Origin of the sequence: Mucilaginibacter gilvus, from assembly GCF_004054195.1 — a bacterium.
GTDB lineage: Bacteria > Bacteroidota > Bacteroidia > Sphingobacteriales > Sphingobacteriaceae > Mucilaginibacter > Mucilaginibacter gilvus.
On the sequence record NZ_SBIW01000007.1, the window covers coordinates 531,783 to 548,097 of the forward strand.

14 protein-coding genes are annotated in these 16,315 nt (G+C 43.0%); 10 read left to right on the plus strand and 4 right to left on the minus strand.

The window, feature by feature from the left end; genetic code table 11:
- Positions 1-28 precede the first annotated feature (28 nt).
- Together EPL05_RS16725 and EPL05_RS16730 are read left to right on the plus strand one after the other, a co-directional pair.
- A complete protein-coding gene (locus EPL05_RS16725; RefSeq protein WP_208394772.1) occupies positions 29-982 on the plus strand; it encodes a D-2-hydroxyacid dehydrogenase in 954 nt (317 codons plus the stop codon).
- A gap of 138 nt (positions 983-1,120) precedes the next feature.
- Positions 1,121-1,654 carry a DinB family protein gene (locus EPL05_RS16730; protein WP_128535112.1) on the plus strand — a complete coding sequence of 178 codons (534 nt, stop codon included), beginning with the start codon at positions 1,121-1,123 and terminating at the stop codon, positions 1,652-1,654.
- On the opposite strand, the gene EPL05_RS16735 is transcribed toward EPL05_RS16730, so the two are convergent.
- Positions 1,651-2,247, minus strand: a complete 597-nt coding sequence (locus EPL05_RS16735; RefSeq protein WP_128535113.1) for a hypothetical protein — start codon at positions 2,245-2,247, stop codon at positions 1,651-1,653. The two genes, EPL05_RS16730 and EPL05_RS16735, sit on opposite strands and share 4 nt — an antisense overlap.
- Before the next feature lie 374 nt (positions 2,248-2,621).
- Here EPL05_RS16735 and thrS point away from each other — a divergent pair, with 374 nt between their 5' ends.
- The 4 genes from thrS (at position 2,622) to rplT (ending at position 5,890) form a co-directional block, all read left to right on the plus strand.
- Positions 2,622-4,547, plus strand: coding sequence for a threonine--tRNA ligase (gene thrS, locus EPL05_RS16740; RefSeq protein WP_128535114.1), 1,926 nt, complete (start codon positions 2,622-2,624; stop codon positions 4,545-4,547).
- Position 4,548: 1 nt separating this feature from the next.
- Positions 4,549-5,115: a translation initiation factor IF-3 gene (gene infC, locus EPL05_RS16745; RefSeq protein WP_128535115.1), complete on the plus strand. Its 567-nt coding sequence runs from the start codon at positions 4,549-4,551 to the stop codon at positions 5,113-5,115.
- Between the two features lie 154 nt (positions 5,116-5,269).
- Positions 5,270-5,470, plus strand: a complete 201-nt coding sequence (gene rpmI / locus EPL05_RS16750) for a 50S ribosomal protein L35 (RefSeq protein ID WP_128535116.1) — start codon at positions 5,270-5,272, stop codon at positions 5,468-5,470.
- 75 nt (positions 5,471-5,545) lie between these two features.
- Positions 5,546-5,890, plus strand: a complete 345-nt coding sequence (gene rplT, locus EPL05_RS16755; RefSeq protein WP_128535117.1) for a 50S ribosomal protein L20 — start codon at positions 5,546-5,548, stop codon at positions 5,888-5,890.
- Between the two features lie 222 nt (positions 5,891-6,112).
- Here the strand turns inward: rplT and EPL05_RS16760 are convergent, their stop codons facing one another.
- From EPL05_RS16760 to EPL05_RS16770, 3 genes are all read right to left on the minus strand, one after another.
- Positions 6,113-8,884: a hypothetical protein gene (locus tag EPL05_RS16760; RefSeq protein WP_128535118.1), complete on the minus strand. Its 2,772-nt coding sequence runs from the start codon at positions 8,882-8,884 to the stop codon at positions 6,113-6,115.
- A 278-nt stretch (positions 8,885-9,162) separates the two neighbouring features.
- The gene (locus EPL05_RS16765) at positions 9,163-10,062 is read right to left on the minus strand and encodes an SRPBCC family protein (RefSeq protein ID WP_128535119.1); all 900 of its coding nucleotides are present in this window, start codon (positions 10,060-10,062) and stop codon (positions 9,163-9,165) included.
- A 68-nt stretch (positions 10,063-10,130) separates the two neighbouring features.
- Positions 10,131-11,381: a serine hydrolase gene (locus EPL05_RS16770; RefSeq protein WP_128535120.1), complete on the minus strand. Its 1,251-nt coding sequence runs from the start codon at positions 11,379-11,381 to the stop codon at positions 10,131-10,133.
- Positions 11,382-11,993: 612 nt separating this feature from the next.
- Between EPL05_RS16770 and mnmE the strand changes: the two genes are divergently transcribed.
- From mnmE to EPL05_RS16790, 4 genes are all read left to right on the plus strand, one after another.
- Positions 11,994-13,349, plus strand: a complete 1,356-nt coding sequence (mnmE, locus tag EPL05_RS16775) for a tRNA uridine-5-carboxymethylaminomethyl(34) synthesis GTPase MnmE (protein ID WP_128535121.1) — start codon at positions 11,994-11,996, stop codon at positions 13,347-13,349.
- Positions 13,350-13,638: 289 nt separating this feature from the next.
- Positions 13,639-14,745, plus strand: a complete 1,107-nt coding sequence (locus EPL05_RS16780; protein ID WP_128535122.1) for a tyrosine-type recombinase/integrase — start codon at positions 13,639-13,641, stop codon at positions 14,743-14,745.
- Positions 14,746-14,749: 4 nt separating this feature from the next.
- Positions 14,750-15,712: a hypothetical protein gene (locus EPL05_RS16785; RefSeq protein ID WP_128535123.1), complete on the plus strand. Its 963-nt coding sequence runs from the start codon at positions 14,750-14,752 to the stop codon at positions 15,710-15,712.
- Between the two features lie 110 nt (positions 15,713-15,822).
- Positions 15,823-16,125, plus strand: a complete 303-nt coding sequence (locus EPL05_RS16790) for a helix-turn-helix transcriptional regulator (RefSeq protein WP_128535124.1) — start codon at positions 15,823-15,825, stop codon at positions 16,123-16,125.
- Positions 16,126-16,315: the final 190 nt, after the last annotated feature.

The following is a 16,315-nucleotide window of genomic DNA, read 5'->3' on the forward strand; positions in this document are numbered from 1 at the left end:
TCAACCACTTAACCTAATCAACCAAGACATGATCAAAATATTAGCCAATGACGGCATCGACCCGATAGGCAAAAAAATGTTAGAAGAAGCGGGCTTTTTTGTTGAAACCAACAATATCCCGCAGGATGAATTACCTGTACGTTTACAGGAGTTTGACGCCATAACCGTACGCAGCGCTACTAAAGTGCGTAAAGCGCTTATAGACGCTTGCCCGGGCCTTAAACTAATTGGCCGTGGTGGTGTAGGTGTTGACAACATCGACGTAGATTACGCTAAAGGAAAAGGCATTGGTGTTTACAATACGCCTGCATCTTCCTCTTTATCTGTTGCCGAATTGGTATTCGCGCAGCTTTTCACCGGTGTGCGTTTTCTGCACGATAGCAACCGCAAAATGCCGGTTGATGGCGGTACTAAATTTAACGACCTTAAAAAGGCTTACGCTAAAGGCGTTGAGCTTCGTGGCAAAACCCTTGGTATTGTAGGTTTTGGCCGCATAGGCCGCGAAGTTGCCAAGATCGCTATAGGCGTGGGTATGGATGTGATCGCTTACGATCTTTTCCCCTTCAACCCTGAAGTGGAGATTGTTTTAGGCACAGGCGGTACCAAGGTTAACGTAACCGTTAAAACATCAACGCTTGATGAGATCATCAAAACAGCAGATTTCATTACCCTGCACACACCGTTCATTGATAAAGCTCTGATAGGTGCCGAAGAACTTGCGCAAATGAAAAAAGGCGTTCAGTTGGTAAACATCTCTCGCGGTGGTTTAATTGACGAACTGGCATTGATAGAAGCGCTGAACAGCGGCCAGGTATCATACGCGGCATTAGACGTGTTTGATAACGAACCAACCCCACGTGCGGAGATTTTAGCTCATCCAAAAATTTCTTTAACCCCGCATATTGGCGCCGCTACAAACGAAGCACAAGAACGTATCGGTGTTGAACTGGCAAGCTTAATTATCGCGCATTTCAAAGGATAATTTATCCGGTAAATATATTAGAAAGCCCTTTGACGGAATGTTGAAGGGCTTTTTGTTTAAACAAACACCATATTCTTCAAATATCTTTTGGCAAGGTTAGCTGCAATCCCGTAATTTTCGATAACCTACTGAAAATCAATGAGGATCATCCAGCCACCCAAACCGGGCGATTACCCGCCGTACGCCATCATGTACATGAAACTGATACCAGCCGATGGTATGGTGTTAAAATATTTGCAGAACAACTTTTACCGGGTGAAGGACCTTATCTATTCGCTGCCCAAGGAACGCCTGCTCCACCGTTACGCGCCCGGTAAATGGAGCATTAAGGAAACCCTGGTACACATAATTGATGATGAGCGCATCTTCGCCTACCGCGCCCTGCGTTTTGCCCGTAACGAACAGCAAAGTTTGATAGGTTTCGACCAGGATGCTTACGCCAAATACTCAGGCGCCGATAAACGTGATCTGGATAATATATTTGAGGAGTACGAAGCGGTACGGAACGCTACCATCGCCCTTTTTAACGGCCTGCCCGAAGAAGCCTTCGACAGGATGGGGCATGGCACCGGCACCGCCAATGATGCCACCGTACGAGCCCTGGCCCACCACATTGCCGGGCACGAAATGCATCATTATTTTTTAATAAAGAATAAGTATTTGACTATTTAATTCCTGTCGATATCAATTACCTTCTCATTTTTATTCATCGCTTTCAACTCGGCAATGGTGAAAAACCTTAATTCGGTGTCGTATTCTTTTGTTTTCAAGTCGTTTAAGCCACTTTCCCCGTCGGTTTGATATTTGTTGTTTACAAAAAACACGCTATCGCCCTTTACCTGCATTACCTTGGCCAGGCTGTAGGCATTATCCTTAAATTTTAACGCAAGCACATCACCCTTTTGCAAAGCCGGGATCATTTTTGTGATCCGCTCCGCATTCTGCCGGCCATGTATGGTAACAAATATTCCGATCAAAATAATTACGCCTATACCAGAAAATGTCCAAATAGGGGTTTTGGTTTGCAGTTTTAAATTATCGTAGCTCAACTTAAGAGCAGTTGGCATTTCTTTCTCCTTTAAAACCTGTTTACATTGTGCGCATTGCGAAACGCCGGTTTTGCCAATAGGGAAGGTGGGTATCCAGAAAATGTGCGCCCATTTTTGCAATATGTTCATTTGCAGGTTGCGTGTGTTGCAATTTGGGCAGGGTTCGGTAATAGCTTCCGTTAAAAGTACTTTAGCCTTGGTGCCGTAAACGATCATAATGCGTGAGGGTTTGGTTGATATTTATGGCTATGAAAATAGGAAAAAAAATAAAGGTTAATGTTTAGTTTCTGTTAAATGTAAATTTAAATGCCTCTTCTTTTGCGATAGGGGGTGTAGCGGGTACCGGCCCTGCGCGTAACGCTTGCAGGCGTACGAGCGAAAAACCCGCCGAAGATATCGCCAATAAGAGTTGTCTGAATCAGAACTTGCAGAATTAAAGAATTAACAGAATGAGGCCTAAAATAGATTCAGACACTCACAATTTACTTTCCCCTTATATAAAAATTCCTACTTTTGCGCTAAATGTAAATCACGTTAGTATGTGATTTTTTATAATTTACTATTTATTAGAATTTAAATCATAGTTGTAGATGATTAGTATTACACTTCCAGATGGTTCTGTTCGTCAGTACGACAAGGGAATCACTGCCATGCAGATAGCATTGTCTATCTCTGAAGGCTTAGCACGAAACGTATTAGCCGCCGAAGTAAACGGCGAAGTATGGGATGCAAGCAGACCAATTGATGAAGATTCATCCGTTAAATTATTAACCTGGAACGATCCTAAGGGTAAAGCAACCTACTGGCACTCGTCGGCACACTTGCTGGCCGAGGCTTTGGAGGCATTGTACCCGGGCACCAAATTCGGTATCGGTCCGGCTATTGAAACCGGTTTTTATTACGATGTGGATTTTGGCGACAAAACCCTTTCTTCTGACGATTTCAAGCAGATAGAAGATAAGATGATCGAACTGGCTAAAGCTAAAAACGAGTACATCCGCAAGCCCGTGAGCAAAGCCGACGCCATTGCCTACTTTACCGAAAAAGACGACGAATACAAACTGGACCTGATAAAGGACCTGCCCGATGGTGCTATAACTTTTTACACACAAGGTAACTTTACCGATCTGTGCCGTGGGCCGCATATCCCCAATACAGGCTTTGTAAAGGCAGCTAAGCTAATGAGCCTTGCCGGTGCCTACTGGCGCGGCGATGAGAGCCGTAAGCAGCTTACACGCATCTATGGGGTTACTTTCCCTAAGGCAAGCGAGCTGACAGAGTATCTGCATCTAATAGAGGAAGCCAAAAAACGCGATCACCGCAAATTAGGTAAGGAACTGGAACTTTTTGCTTTTAGCGAAAAAGTAGGCATGGGTTTACCATTGTGGTTACCAAAAGGTACCGCCTTGCGCGAACGCCTGCAAAACTTTTTACAGAAAGCACAGGTAAAATCGGGCTACGAGCAGGTGATGACCCCGCACATCGGGCATAAAAACCTTTATATCACTTCCGGTCACTACGAAAAATATGGCGCGGATTCTTTCCAGCCGATAAAAACCCCGCAGGAAGGGGAAGAGTTCTTGCTAAAACCAATGAACTGCCCGCACCACTGCGAGATATATAAAACAAAACCACGGTCGTATAAAGACCTGCCGGTTCGTTTGGCGGAGTTTGGTACCGTGTACCGTTACGAGCAAAGCGGCGAGTTGCACGGTTTAACCCGCGTACGTGGCTTTACGCAGGATGATGCCCACCTGTTCTGCCGCCCAGACCAGGTGAAGGAAGAGTTTAAGAAGGTTATCGACCTGGTATTATACGTATTTAAGGCCCTTGGCTTTAACAACTATACCGCGCAGGTTTCCCTTCGCGATCCGGAGAACAAAACCAAGTACATCGGCAGTGATGAGAACTGGGCCTTGGCCGAAACAGCGATTATCGAATCTGCTGCTGAAAAGGGTTTAACTACCGTTGTTGAATTAGGCGAAGCCGCGTTCTACGGTCCTAAGCTCGATTTTATGGTGAAGGATGCCATTGGCCGTAAATGGCAGTTGGGAACTATCCAAGTAGATTATAACCTGCCAGAGCGTTTCGAGCTGGAATACACCGGCAGCGACAACCAAAAGCACCGCCCGGTAATGATCCATCGTGCGCCATTTGGTTCTATGGAACGCTTTATTGCCGTACTAATTGAGCATTGCGCGGGTAATTTCCCGCTTTGGCTATCGCCGGAGCAGTTTATTATCCTCCCGATATCGGAAAAGTATGAAGATTATGCAAAAAAACTTTCAGATGAGTTAAAAGATTCCGATATTTGCGGGCTAATTGATTTCAGGGACGAGAAGATCGGTCGTAAAATACGCGACGCTGAAGTTAAAAAGATCCCATACATGCTTATTGTGGGCGAAAAAGAAGCAGCCGAAGGGCAGGTTTCTGTACGCAAACATGGGCAGGGCGATTTGGGAAGCATGAGCATTGAAGAATTTAAACAACAAATAATTAAAGAAATAACAGTATAACTTGGCTTTAAACAAACCTTTCAACAGAGGACCAAGGCTCCCTTTTAAGAAAAAAGAAGCCGAACACAATATCAATCAGTTCATTAGGGCTCAGGAAGTGCGCCTTGTAGGTGACAACGTTGAGCAGGGTATATTCTCGTTAAGAGATGCTTTGGCGATAGCGCAGGAACAAGAGCTCGACCTGGTCGAGATCTCCCCGAACGCCAGTCCGCCCGTTTGTAAAGTAACAGACTATAACAAGTTTATTTACGAGCAAAAGAAGAAGCTTAAAGAGATAAAAAGCAATGCCAAGCAAACTGTAATTAAAGAGATCCGTTTCGGGCCGAACACTGATGACCATGATTTTGACTTTAAGTTGAAACATGCCACCAAGTTTTTAGAAGCCGGCGAAAAGGTGAGGGCATACGTGCACTTTAAAGGCCGTGCCATTGTGTACAAAGAGCAGGGCGAGATCTTACTGCTGCGTTTTGCGCAAGCTTTAGAAGAAGTAGGCAAGGTAGAGCAACTGCCAAAGCTTGAGGGAAAACGGATGTTTTTAACCGTGGCTCCAAAAGCGCTCAAAAAATAGATTTGAGACGTTAGATATGAGATTTGAGATTTTATCCCGGTCTGCAGCTAACAAATATCAGAGTACAAACCCGGGAAATGAAGTATGCCGGTGCGGGAAGTTTCTTCTCACATCTCATATCTCAAATCTCACATCTAAATAAATAAATAGAGTTATGCCAAAAATGAAAACCAATTCCAGTGCAAAAAAGCGTTTTAAGCTTACTGGAACCGGTAAAATTACCCGTAAAAACGCATACAAAAGCCACATCTTAACCAAGATGTCGACCAAACGTAAACGTAACTTGGGCCACACCAGCTTAGTTTCTAAAGCTGACTCAGGTAACGTTAAACGTATGCTTTGTATCGGAAAGTAATTAAACAATTTTTTAACCAGGTATTAGAGTCGAAAAGCTGCCGCGAGGCACACTCACTACCAAAAACAACAACACATGCCACGTTCAGTTAACGCAGTCGCGTCGAGAAGACGCCGAAAAAGGATCATGATCCTCGCCAAAGGTTATTGGGGATCACGCAGCAAGGTTTATACCGTTGCTAAAAACACAGTAGAAAAAGGTTTACAGTACGCTTATCGTGACCGTAAAACCAAGAAAAGAGAATTCAGAGCTTTATGGATCCAGCGTATCAACGCAGGTGCCCGCCAGCACGGGATTTCTTACTCACAATTAATAGGCAAGTTAGCCGCTAAAGAAATCGGTTTAAACCGTAAAGTGTTAGCTGACTTAGCCATGAATCATCCTGACGCTTTCAAAGCGGTTATTGATGCAGTGAAATAAGAATTAAGATTCTTTGATATAGAAAAACGGCCTTCGAGTAATCGGAGGCCGTTTTTTATTAGGGGTGGTTTTTTTGTAACCATTTGCGAAAGCAGTGCGCGGCTAAGTGTGCAGCGTTTGAAGCAATCTCTTTACCATATAGTAACGTCTTGTATTGCCAGCACAGTGGCCGCTCGCAACACAAATCGTTAATAATTATCTCTTTACGACCAAGATCATTTTTTATTTTACTGTATAATAATAAGTCTGCCTACCAATTTGTCCGTTACCATCTATCCCTTCAACTACTATTCGGTAGGTGCCTTTTGTATCACCGTTAAAGTAATCGATGGAAAACGCGCCGTTACTATCAGACAGCACATCCGGCTTCCAGTAAATGCCCGAACGGAGGTCCGGGGCGCCGGCACTTTGCCCTGCCGTATACTTAGGTGCATAATAGGTGCGGGCCACATGATACCCTTTAAATGGATAAGCGATGATTCCTTTTGCTACGTCGCTGGTTACAAACTTAGCCTCGCTTCCAATTTTGTTGGTAATAATTAAAGCCCCCCCGCCAATATTTGATCCATAGATAGATCTTGCCCCGCCGGTTATCAAGGTTTCAATACTTAGTACGTTATCGGCAACAACGTTATTCAATTCTGAGCCCGGCAATTGAATGCCATCCACAATAATAACCATATCCCTGTTTATGCCGCGCGAAGTATTTACAGGTGTACCATCGGGCTTAAAAGTAATGCCAAATAGTTTTCCCCGTAAACAGTCGGCAATGTTTACGCAACCTACCAATTTATCGCCCATTAATACCTGGTCGGCGTTTCCGGCTCCGTGTAAATTGGACGACCGGGTAACCTGTGGTACTTTGCTGCGCGACGACTTAACGGTAACTTCTTTTAAAACGGTAGTGTCGGTACCTGCATAGCGTTTAGTAATAAAGAGCAATAACGGGGCAGTTGCATTAGACCCGGAGATAAGCCTTATGTTTTCCACTTCCTGCGGATCATAAGCAGCGAGATCAGTTACATCCATACGCAAACCATTTACTGAAACAGCCAGTGGCAAGTTCTCATATAGTAATCTTCCGCTCACGGAAAAAACGCCTGGTATAGCCCAGCGGGCTGCATCCTGTAATGAGTTCTGACCCCTTATTCGCGTTACATCCACAATGCGCTCAGGTAATACGCCATGCAAATTAAACACATCGGGTTTAGCCAGTTTTTTTGCGGTAATGGTAACCTGTTGTAAAGTGGCGTGGTACTTTAATGAATCTGCTTTAAGTTTTTCTTTATATTCATCGGTATTAAATAAAGAGTTACTGTTTAGAGAAACTGCTGTAGCAGCACCAGTGCTTTTTAATACGGTTGGATAACTGGGTTGTTTTACAAAGATAGCGACGTTTTTTCCACCTTTTTCTTTGCGGGCTTGTAATGCTATCTTGGCTGTATCAGTTAAGCTTAATTTATCGAACCTGAAATTGCCTGTAATATTTGTTACTGTATCTTTAACAAAATTCTCTTTAGTTGAACTAAGTGTTACTTTACCATTTGGCACCGCATCGCCGGAAAGCGTTTTCACAACTCCCTCGAGGCTTAAGTATTGATCGGCAGTGTAAACGGGTTTTGCCGCCGAATTACCTAACGTTTGTTGCCATTGAAATTTACGATAGCCCTGCGTTAACATCAACACATCTAATTCGGCGCGTTTGGCAGGTGTTTGCCGGTTAAAATAATAATTTTGCTTTTCTATATATCCCTTAAGATCAGATTTTAGCAACAGGTGGCTAAAGATGCTCCCCTCGGCATCTTCATCAACACCAACGCGGCTTTGGTTAATTACCGCTACAGAAAAACTGCCTGCAACCCGTTCACCATCCTCGTTTTTTACGGTAAGGTTTAGTTTGATCTTATCCCTTGGGGCCGTAGTTTTTACAATTGTGTCGGCTGCTATTTTCAGCGTGTCGTCATTTGCAATAAACGCAATGCGTTCGTTTACCGGCTGGCCGGTATCATCAAATAATGTAAACGCCATTATGCCCGATGGAAACCGGCTTTTTTTTACTGATGCCGTAAACACAGCCCCAACTAATTTGCCGGCCGTGGCATAATATACTTCCCCGCCGTTTTGTGCTATGAGATAGAACGCGCTGTTTTGTTTGGCCTTGAACAGTTGATTGTTGGCGGATATTTTAATACCAAGGCTATCATTATGGCTATTATTAATTTGCAGGCTGTAGCCGGTTTCTTTAGCCTTTGGCAAGGCAACGCTAACGATACGGCCGGTGCTGAGTTTAATATTGGCGGTGTAAGTTTTGCCACTTTCGGGCAGAAGCGCAAAAATGCCCATCCCTGCATGCAGGGTTGTAAATTCGGCCACTGTGTTGTTGTTGTTATCAACAATGCTGCCCGTAACGTTTTCTGACAGGCCCTTTTGATTCACCACTTTAAAAGCCACTTTTGCCCGTAACCCGTTCACCAAGTCGCCGCCCTCGGGCATAAATTGTACGTCGGGAGTTAATTCTGTAGTTTTAGCCGACGATTCATCAAAAAGATTGCCGCCTATACTCAAGGGCTGGTCGTAAAAAAAATCGGCACCCGCATTGCGCATCCAGTTGGTGTATGCCCTTATATGATAGCTACCACGCTTGAGATTGGATGAAAGCGTTAAATCTCCCCAGGTAATGCCCGAGTTAATTTCTGAAACTACCCGGCTAATCACCGAATCTGACGCGTTTATTAGCTCAGTGTACAAAACACCGCTTATATCTGATAGCTGATTGGTTTTACCTGCTACCACATAGGCTTTAAACCAAAGGGTGTCGCCGGGTAAATAATTGGGCTTATCTAAGTGCAGGTATACCTTTTCTACCGGGGCGGCATCGGCTGTTTTTTTATAAGAATTTAATGTTTTAATTAAAAATGAAGTGTCTTGCTGAGCAAATACAGAAGATGTAGTAAAAAGCATTACCGCAAATAAGGACGCTATTGTGATTTTCATAGAGGGGTTTAAGTCCTGTAAATTACGAAAAAGTTTCTTTGGGCGATATGTATAAACTACATGTTATAAACTTTTTTTTACGTTATACTTTATACTATAATTTAACTGATTGATAGGAATGGTTGAGCTGCGATCTGCGTTTTCAAAGCAAGAGATTCACGGTTATGAAATTCAATAAATAGAAAATTTGTCTGACGAAGACAATGCGAATACCTATGGGCAAAGGGTTTACCATTAGATCTGAAACCGAAAAGGCCCCGGTTAAGGAGCCTTTCGGTTTAAAAGTTAGATACCGTTCCATCACCGGGAGCCCGGTTGTATTGCCCAGGCTGGTCAGTTTCACCGACCGACCGTGTGGACTCATCTTCAACGTAATCGATCGGTGGGTTATCTTGTTGCGAGGTTTCCTGGTAGTCTGGCTCCTCTTCTTCAATAATAATTCCCTCTATTACATAGGCATCGGGCTCTTCGAAAGTGGAGTAGCCGCCTTCAATGTCCATATATTGTTTAAAGTTACGTACATCGTTATCAACCATGTTTTTAAACACCGGGTTTAAGATATGTGCGATGCCGCCACCGAAACCGCCAACCGGCGGGCGGTAGGAGATAGTGATATCTACCAAAGTACCATGGCCATCCGGGTTGTCCTTAAAGCGCACTTTACCTGCATTATCTATCAATGAATCGGGAAGTGAACTCCAACCGATCATATAACCGGGGTCGTCGTGTACAATTTCGGCATCCCAACTCACTGCAGGTACACCCAATGGCAATTTAAGCACCCAATGAGAGCGTTTATCGTCAATCAGTTCCACGCTTTTAAGATGTTTCATAAACAGGGGGAGGTTATCCAACTTGCGCCAGAAATTATAAACCTCCTGCCTTGGCTTATTGATAAAGTACGACGAGCGGATGTTTACATTCACCGGCTCGGTACTGTTACGGCCCATGCCCGAATATAGCGCGCAATGCCCGGTAATGCCGCGGTTAAGCAGGTAGCCACCCGCCCCAATTTTAATGATGCTTGCAAACGGACTTTTGAAAATACCTTTTAGGCCGGATAACGCCAGTTTGGTGCCGCCAGCTATTGACAGTGTGCGCTCAGCGCTGGACAAATTGATGCTTTCGCCCTGGTCTTTTGCCGGGCCTTTATATCTGTTTATGGTTGCTGTTGTCATGTAGGTGGTAATTGTTTCCCCATTTAACAGCCACAATAGCCCGAAGTTTGCTTTTAATTAAATAAAATTCACTTTCTATAAACAAATTTAAATTTCGACAGGTTGGGGAGGTGCTTTTTGGGGCGGGTTAACTCGTACTGCATAATTACTTGGCCCAGGTTTTTCATAAAGGGCAGGCACACGGTTTTGTATTCGTATTTATTATCGTTCAGGATGCTGTCTTCGTTAGATTGCACTACAGCGGTCAGCATAAACTCTAACTTGTTTTTGGTATCTATAATATAAGCGTTATCAATATCGTACCCGTACGAATCGCCTATCTTATTAAAGATTCGCACATCGGGGTTTATTACCGCAAGGCTATCGCTGCCATAGTACAGAAATTTGCAGTACGCGGGGTAGTATTCGGGCGGAGTGTAAGTTGGCTTAGTATTCTCCGTGGGGAACATGCTCATGTATTTGTAAATGAACTTATAATCATCTGGCGTAAGATTAAAGCGCTGCGCTGCCGGGAATGTCTCCGGGAACAATAACCGGCGCAGTACCATTTGCTGGTTTTCGATGGTATAAACGTTCAAATTAGCAAAGCTAAAGGGCTGCATAATGAGGCTGTCTTTACGGTTGAGGTAGCCTTTTCCTTGTATCATATTCTCCAGCGTCATGAGGTAATTAAGGCTGTCGCGCATTAGGGGCTTGCTGTAGCGTAGTTTTTTACCATCGTAAAAGCTTACCGGATTGGTGTTGCGGGCACTTTCGCCACCATCACCCACGGCCAACCGGCCAACAATGCGGGTGTTATTCAATTCATATTTCTTTAATTTTTTGTTGATCTCGTCGCGGCCAATAAATTCATACAGGCGGTTATAGGCATCGTTGTCGCTCACTAACAGTATTTTTTTGATGTAATTGTTAATCGAGGGGAGCCCCGTGTTGGATGAGGTATCTGCCAAAACTTTGCTTTGCCCTGTGAAAGCGCTATCGGTGATCATGTCGGCAGCCTTTAATTTCTTCAGGCCCAGCTCGTTTAGCTTTTCCAGCGCGAAGATGGCGGTTGGTAGTTTCACCGTACTGGCAGGGTAGAAGTACCGGTTGGCGTTGAGGCGGTAACTGTAGGTAGTAAAGTGCGGTACGTTGTTTTTATCGCGGTCTATTTGTGTGTACAGTATCTGCACTTCGTTTTGGGTAGGGTGGTTGAGGATGCTGCTGAACAATTCGGGATGCGCTTGCAATACCTGTTTTAAAAATACCGTATCGGTTTGTTGTGCCGATGCGGAGATGCCGGTTATCAGCGTGATAAAAATAAGCAGCCGAGTTGTCATAGGCTAAATATACACCAAACAAACACATCCCAATAATTTTTTGGATTTATCGCAGGGGGATCGCTTTTGAAGTTTCTCATGTTCAACTTAACGGTGTTAATTTGTATGAAGTGGTAAATTTTTCACGCGAAGATCGCTGATGCGCAAAGAAAAATAAGCTAATTACTGTGCGTCTCCGCGTCTTTGCACGAAATAAATTTAAAACCAATTTCTACAGGGTTTATCGCTTTGCTTAAAACGAGTCGTGTGAATTTGATGAAGTTGCCATGTGGTAATTTAATGAGGGGGAGTTTAAGGGTGTTTCATTTATTTTTACGTGCTTTTTTATTTGTTCATAATTAATTGATAATTAATTCATTGCATGTTTTATCTTATCAACCGGGGTGTTCCAAAGTGTTTCACAAAAACTGTAAAATACTGATAATCAATATTATTTTAAAATGAATGTTCCACGTACAAAGCGAAACACCTGCATGCATGTCTCGATCCAATAATGAGGCCCAATTTCCAAATACGCCAAAAGCATTTGCCCTGTTCATGCTAATTAGCGACTTTTGATTTTTGTGTGCTGATCGTGTTTGATGAGCTGCTATGATCCATGAATTATCTGCTATGAACCAATCCGAAACCATCGTTGCGCTTGCCACCCCAAACGGAATTGGGGCGATAGGGATTATCCGCCTTTCGGGGCCGGATGCCATAATCATTGCCCAAAAGGTTTGGAAAGGGAAGGATCTCACCAAACAGGGCTCGCATACGCTCCACTTTGGCCGTATAATAGATGGTGATATGGAACTGGACGAGGTGGTTGCATCGCTGTTTGTGGCCCCGCGGTCATACACCCGCGAGAACGTGGTAGAGATCTCCTGCCATGGCTCCAATTATATTATTGAGTCAATCATCAAACTCTTTATCAAAAACGGCGCACGTTCAGCCAAAGCGGGTGAATTTACCTTGAGGGCTTTCCTGAACGGGCAGCTTGATCTTTCGCAGGCAGAAGCCGTTGCGGATCTGATTGCATCTAACTCCAAGGCTTCGCAACAAATAGCCCTGCAGCAACTACGTGGAGGCTTTAGCAGCCAGCTGCAATCCCTGCGCGATCAGCTGGTGCAATTTGCCTCGCTGATTGAGCTCGAGCTTGACTTTGCCGAGGAAGACGTAGAATTTGCCAACCGCGATCAGTTGAAAAAACTAATCCACGAGATCACCAAAGTTATCGGGAGTTTAATACAGTCGTTTGAGCTTGGCAACGCTATAAAAAATGGCGTGAACACCGTTATTGCCGGTAGGCCAAATGCGGGTAAATCAACCCTGCTGAATGCCTTGTTAAACGAGGAACGCGCCATTGTAAGCCATATTCCAGGTACTACCCGCGATACGATAGAAGAAGTGCTTAATATCAAAGGCATCAATTTTCGGCTGATCGACACCGCTGGCATCCGTGAAGCTACAGACGCTATTGAACAAATAGGGGTGCAGCGGACCATGGAAAAAATAAGCCAGAGCGCGCTGCTACTGTATGTTTTTGATGCGGAACAAATTACTGACGAAGAACTAATAAGCGATATGGAAAGCCTGCAAAAGCCTGGCATCGCTATGTTAATAATAGCCAACAAAGCGGACCTTTTAAACGATGCCCAACTCGCTGCTTTATCGCAAAATGCAATTGTAATTTCGGCTAAGGAAAAACAGCACATCGAAGAGTTGAAGCAAAAGATCTACGCTGCTGCTATAAATGAACAGCTTACCGGGCACGAAACCCTCGTGACCAACATCCGCCACCTCGAAGCCCTGCAAAAAACCGAGGAAGCCCTCATCAGGGTGCTGGACGGCATTGATACCGTTACATCCGACTTCCTGTCGATGGATATCAAACAGGCCCTGCATTACCTCGGCGAAATAACCGGCGCAGTTACAACGGATGATTTACTGGAGAATATATTTAGTAAGTTCTGTATCGGAAAATAATGATTATCAATTAGTTGTGATTTATTTTCCTTTCCCACGGTAAATAGTATTTTTCTTTCCCTTGATTGCCATTTTGTAGTAATTCGCTACCGTTAATTTGTTACGGGTTTGTGACGAAGCTTCAAAATCGTCACAATTCGTCACACGTTGGGATTACCTCTTATTGTCACCATTGTGTCACAAAAAGGTTATAGCTTGGGTTCGATTTTAGCCCATGGACGAAATATAAAGTTGCTCTGTATTCGTTGGGATGAGAACTTCACGATTAAATAAAATAAATCGTAAAATCATGTCAATTAGCATTAGAGAAAGACAATTAGAAAATGGAAGGGCCCGCTTGATCCTTGACTCCTACCAAAATGGTAAACGCAAAGTCGAAAAGTTAGAATTATTCATTGTTAACAAGCCAACAACCAAAGTTGAAAGGGAAGCTAACAAGACCACATGGCAGATGGCAGAAGCTATCAGAGCTACGAGGTTATTGGAGCATCAAAACAAAAGATATGGATTTACAGACACTCATCGTGGGCAGGGTAGTTTTTTGGATTACTTTAAAAAAGAAACCAATAAACGTAGGGCCAGTAGTGGTAGTTACGGTAATTGGCAGAGTACCTATCAAGTACTATTAAAGTTTACTGATGGTAAAGATCTAACTTTTGAAGAAGCGGACACCGATTTCCTTGAAAAGTTTAAAAAATATTTACTTGAAGCTCGGTTAACGAAAAGTAACACACGCTTAGCCCGCAACTCTGCCTTATCATATTTTAACAAGGTGAAAGCTGCGCTGAACCAAGCTTTTGATGATAAAATCATTCACGATAAAATTTCGCATCGAGTAAAGAGCATTAGAGAGGAAGACACCCATCGTGAGTATCTAACGGTTGAAGAACTTAAGAAGTTGATTGATACCGAATGTGAAATTGAAGTATTAAAGCAAGCATTTTTGTTTAGTTGCGCTACTGGGTTGCGGTGGTCTGACACCAATAACTTGAAATGGAAAGATGTTGAGTATTCAGAAGCGTTACAATGCACTCAATTACGATTTGTGCAAAAGAAAACTAAATCAGCTGAAATACTACCTGTAAGTGAGCAGGCTCTTACATTTATGGGGGAGCGAGGGGAGAACTTCGAAAAAGTGTTTAAAGGGCTTAGGTATAGCGCATGGTACAACTTGAAATTACAACAATGGGTAATGCGGGCAGGAATTAGTAAACACATTACTTTTCACTGCTCTCGCCATACTTATGCAACTTTAATGCTGACTCATGATGTGAGTATTTATACAGTAATGAAATTGCTTGGTCACCGCCATATAAAAACAACACAGATCTATGCAAAAGTAATGGATAAGCAAAAAGTAGAAGCCGTCAACCAATTACCAACTTTTAATTTTTAATGTCATGAGCAACACTAACGTAAAATTCATAGAACCAATTGATAACGATTTTCAACTAATTCAATCTGCATATTTGGATATAGCATCAGCTTTCAGACGAGGGGATGTAATTTCATTTAAACGTCTTAAAGCTGCATGGGATGTCGGCGATGTTCTGGCAAATCCTTTATCACGGGTAAGAGAAGCAATTGTTAATTACTACGAGGACGGCGACTTTGCTAAGGAAGTTCGAAGCAACTTAATTAACAATCACATGGGTGCATTAGAATTCACCAAAGTGGTTTTGGCACAGCAAAATCAATTTATTAAAATTCAGTTCGCTGACACGGTAACGCATTATTTTAATAACGTTGAAGACAGCCAGTGGCAGGTGGAGGTTATGCTTAACGAGCGGGATACCATGTCAGATGCTGAGTTCTACAAAGCTGTTCAATTTCAATTCATACAATACTTTAAATGGCTTGAAGAACAATTTTATTGGATATACCCGTTGTATCAACCGTATTTATTAGGGTACGATGATTTTAAAAACTCCCCTAATCTGCCTGAACATATACAACTTAATTATGGTGCCGATAATCAGGCTGTAATAAAGGATCTGCACGAGTTTTTACACCCTGCATATATAGATGACGCTTTTGAAGTATTTGCGGCGCATTTCCAAGCTAATAGCCTTTACACTAAAATGCAGTGGAAGAGAACGCAAAAAGGCCTCGCAGTTTTATTCCATGGAATTAAGACCGGGAAAAATTATGAAAGAATATTTTTAAAAATGAGAAACAAGGTCAACAGCGTAATTAGTCAGCATTTTATTAATAATAAAGGTAAAGATATTACAGTTGAAAATGCAGATAAATCTAAAGACAGTATCGACCCAGGGGTTTCAAGCAAGGATGGTAATGATATTTTAATCTTGCTCAAAATGTTAAATGAAAAATATAAGGGGGGAAACGTGGGGAACAAGTAAGCCCCTTTTGTGCCCATGTTCAGATAGTAATAAAGTTTGACTTACACGGTAAATTTGTACCATGTTACACAGGTTAAGGAAGCCGGCTCCTTAACCAAAATAAAACAAACATGGAAACAGATAACTTATTATTAAAAAAAATCGAAGCGCTAACAATTGCTCAAAAAGCCGTGCTAACGCTTGAAGAATTAAGTATTTATACAGGCTACTCAAAAAGCACACTGTATAAAAAAACGCATAAAAGGGAAATCCCCTTTAGTTGCCCGAATGGTAAAAAATTGTTCTTCGACAGGGTTTTAATCGACCGCTGGCTTTTGAAAAACAATATGCCGACTGCCGAGCAAATCAAAAAGGCTGCAATTAATTACGTAACCCTTAACCCAGATAAATTGGAGGTGCGTTATGAAAATTAAGGCCGCCTACCAATTTAATAATTTGATTCAAATTTCCGACATATGGCTTAAAGCAATTCGGCGGTCTGGTTGGATATACCGCTGATATTGACCACCTGATTCCGGCGGAATGTGACCAGTGATTCCGCGTCAAATTGACCACCCCATTCCGGGGCAAACTGACCAGGCATTCCGGGCCAAATTGACCACC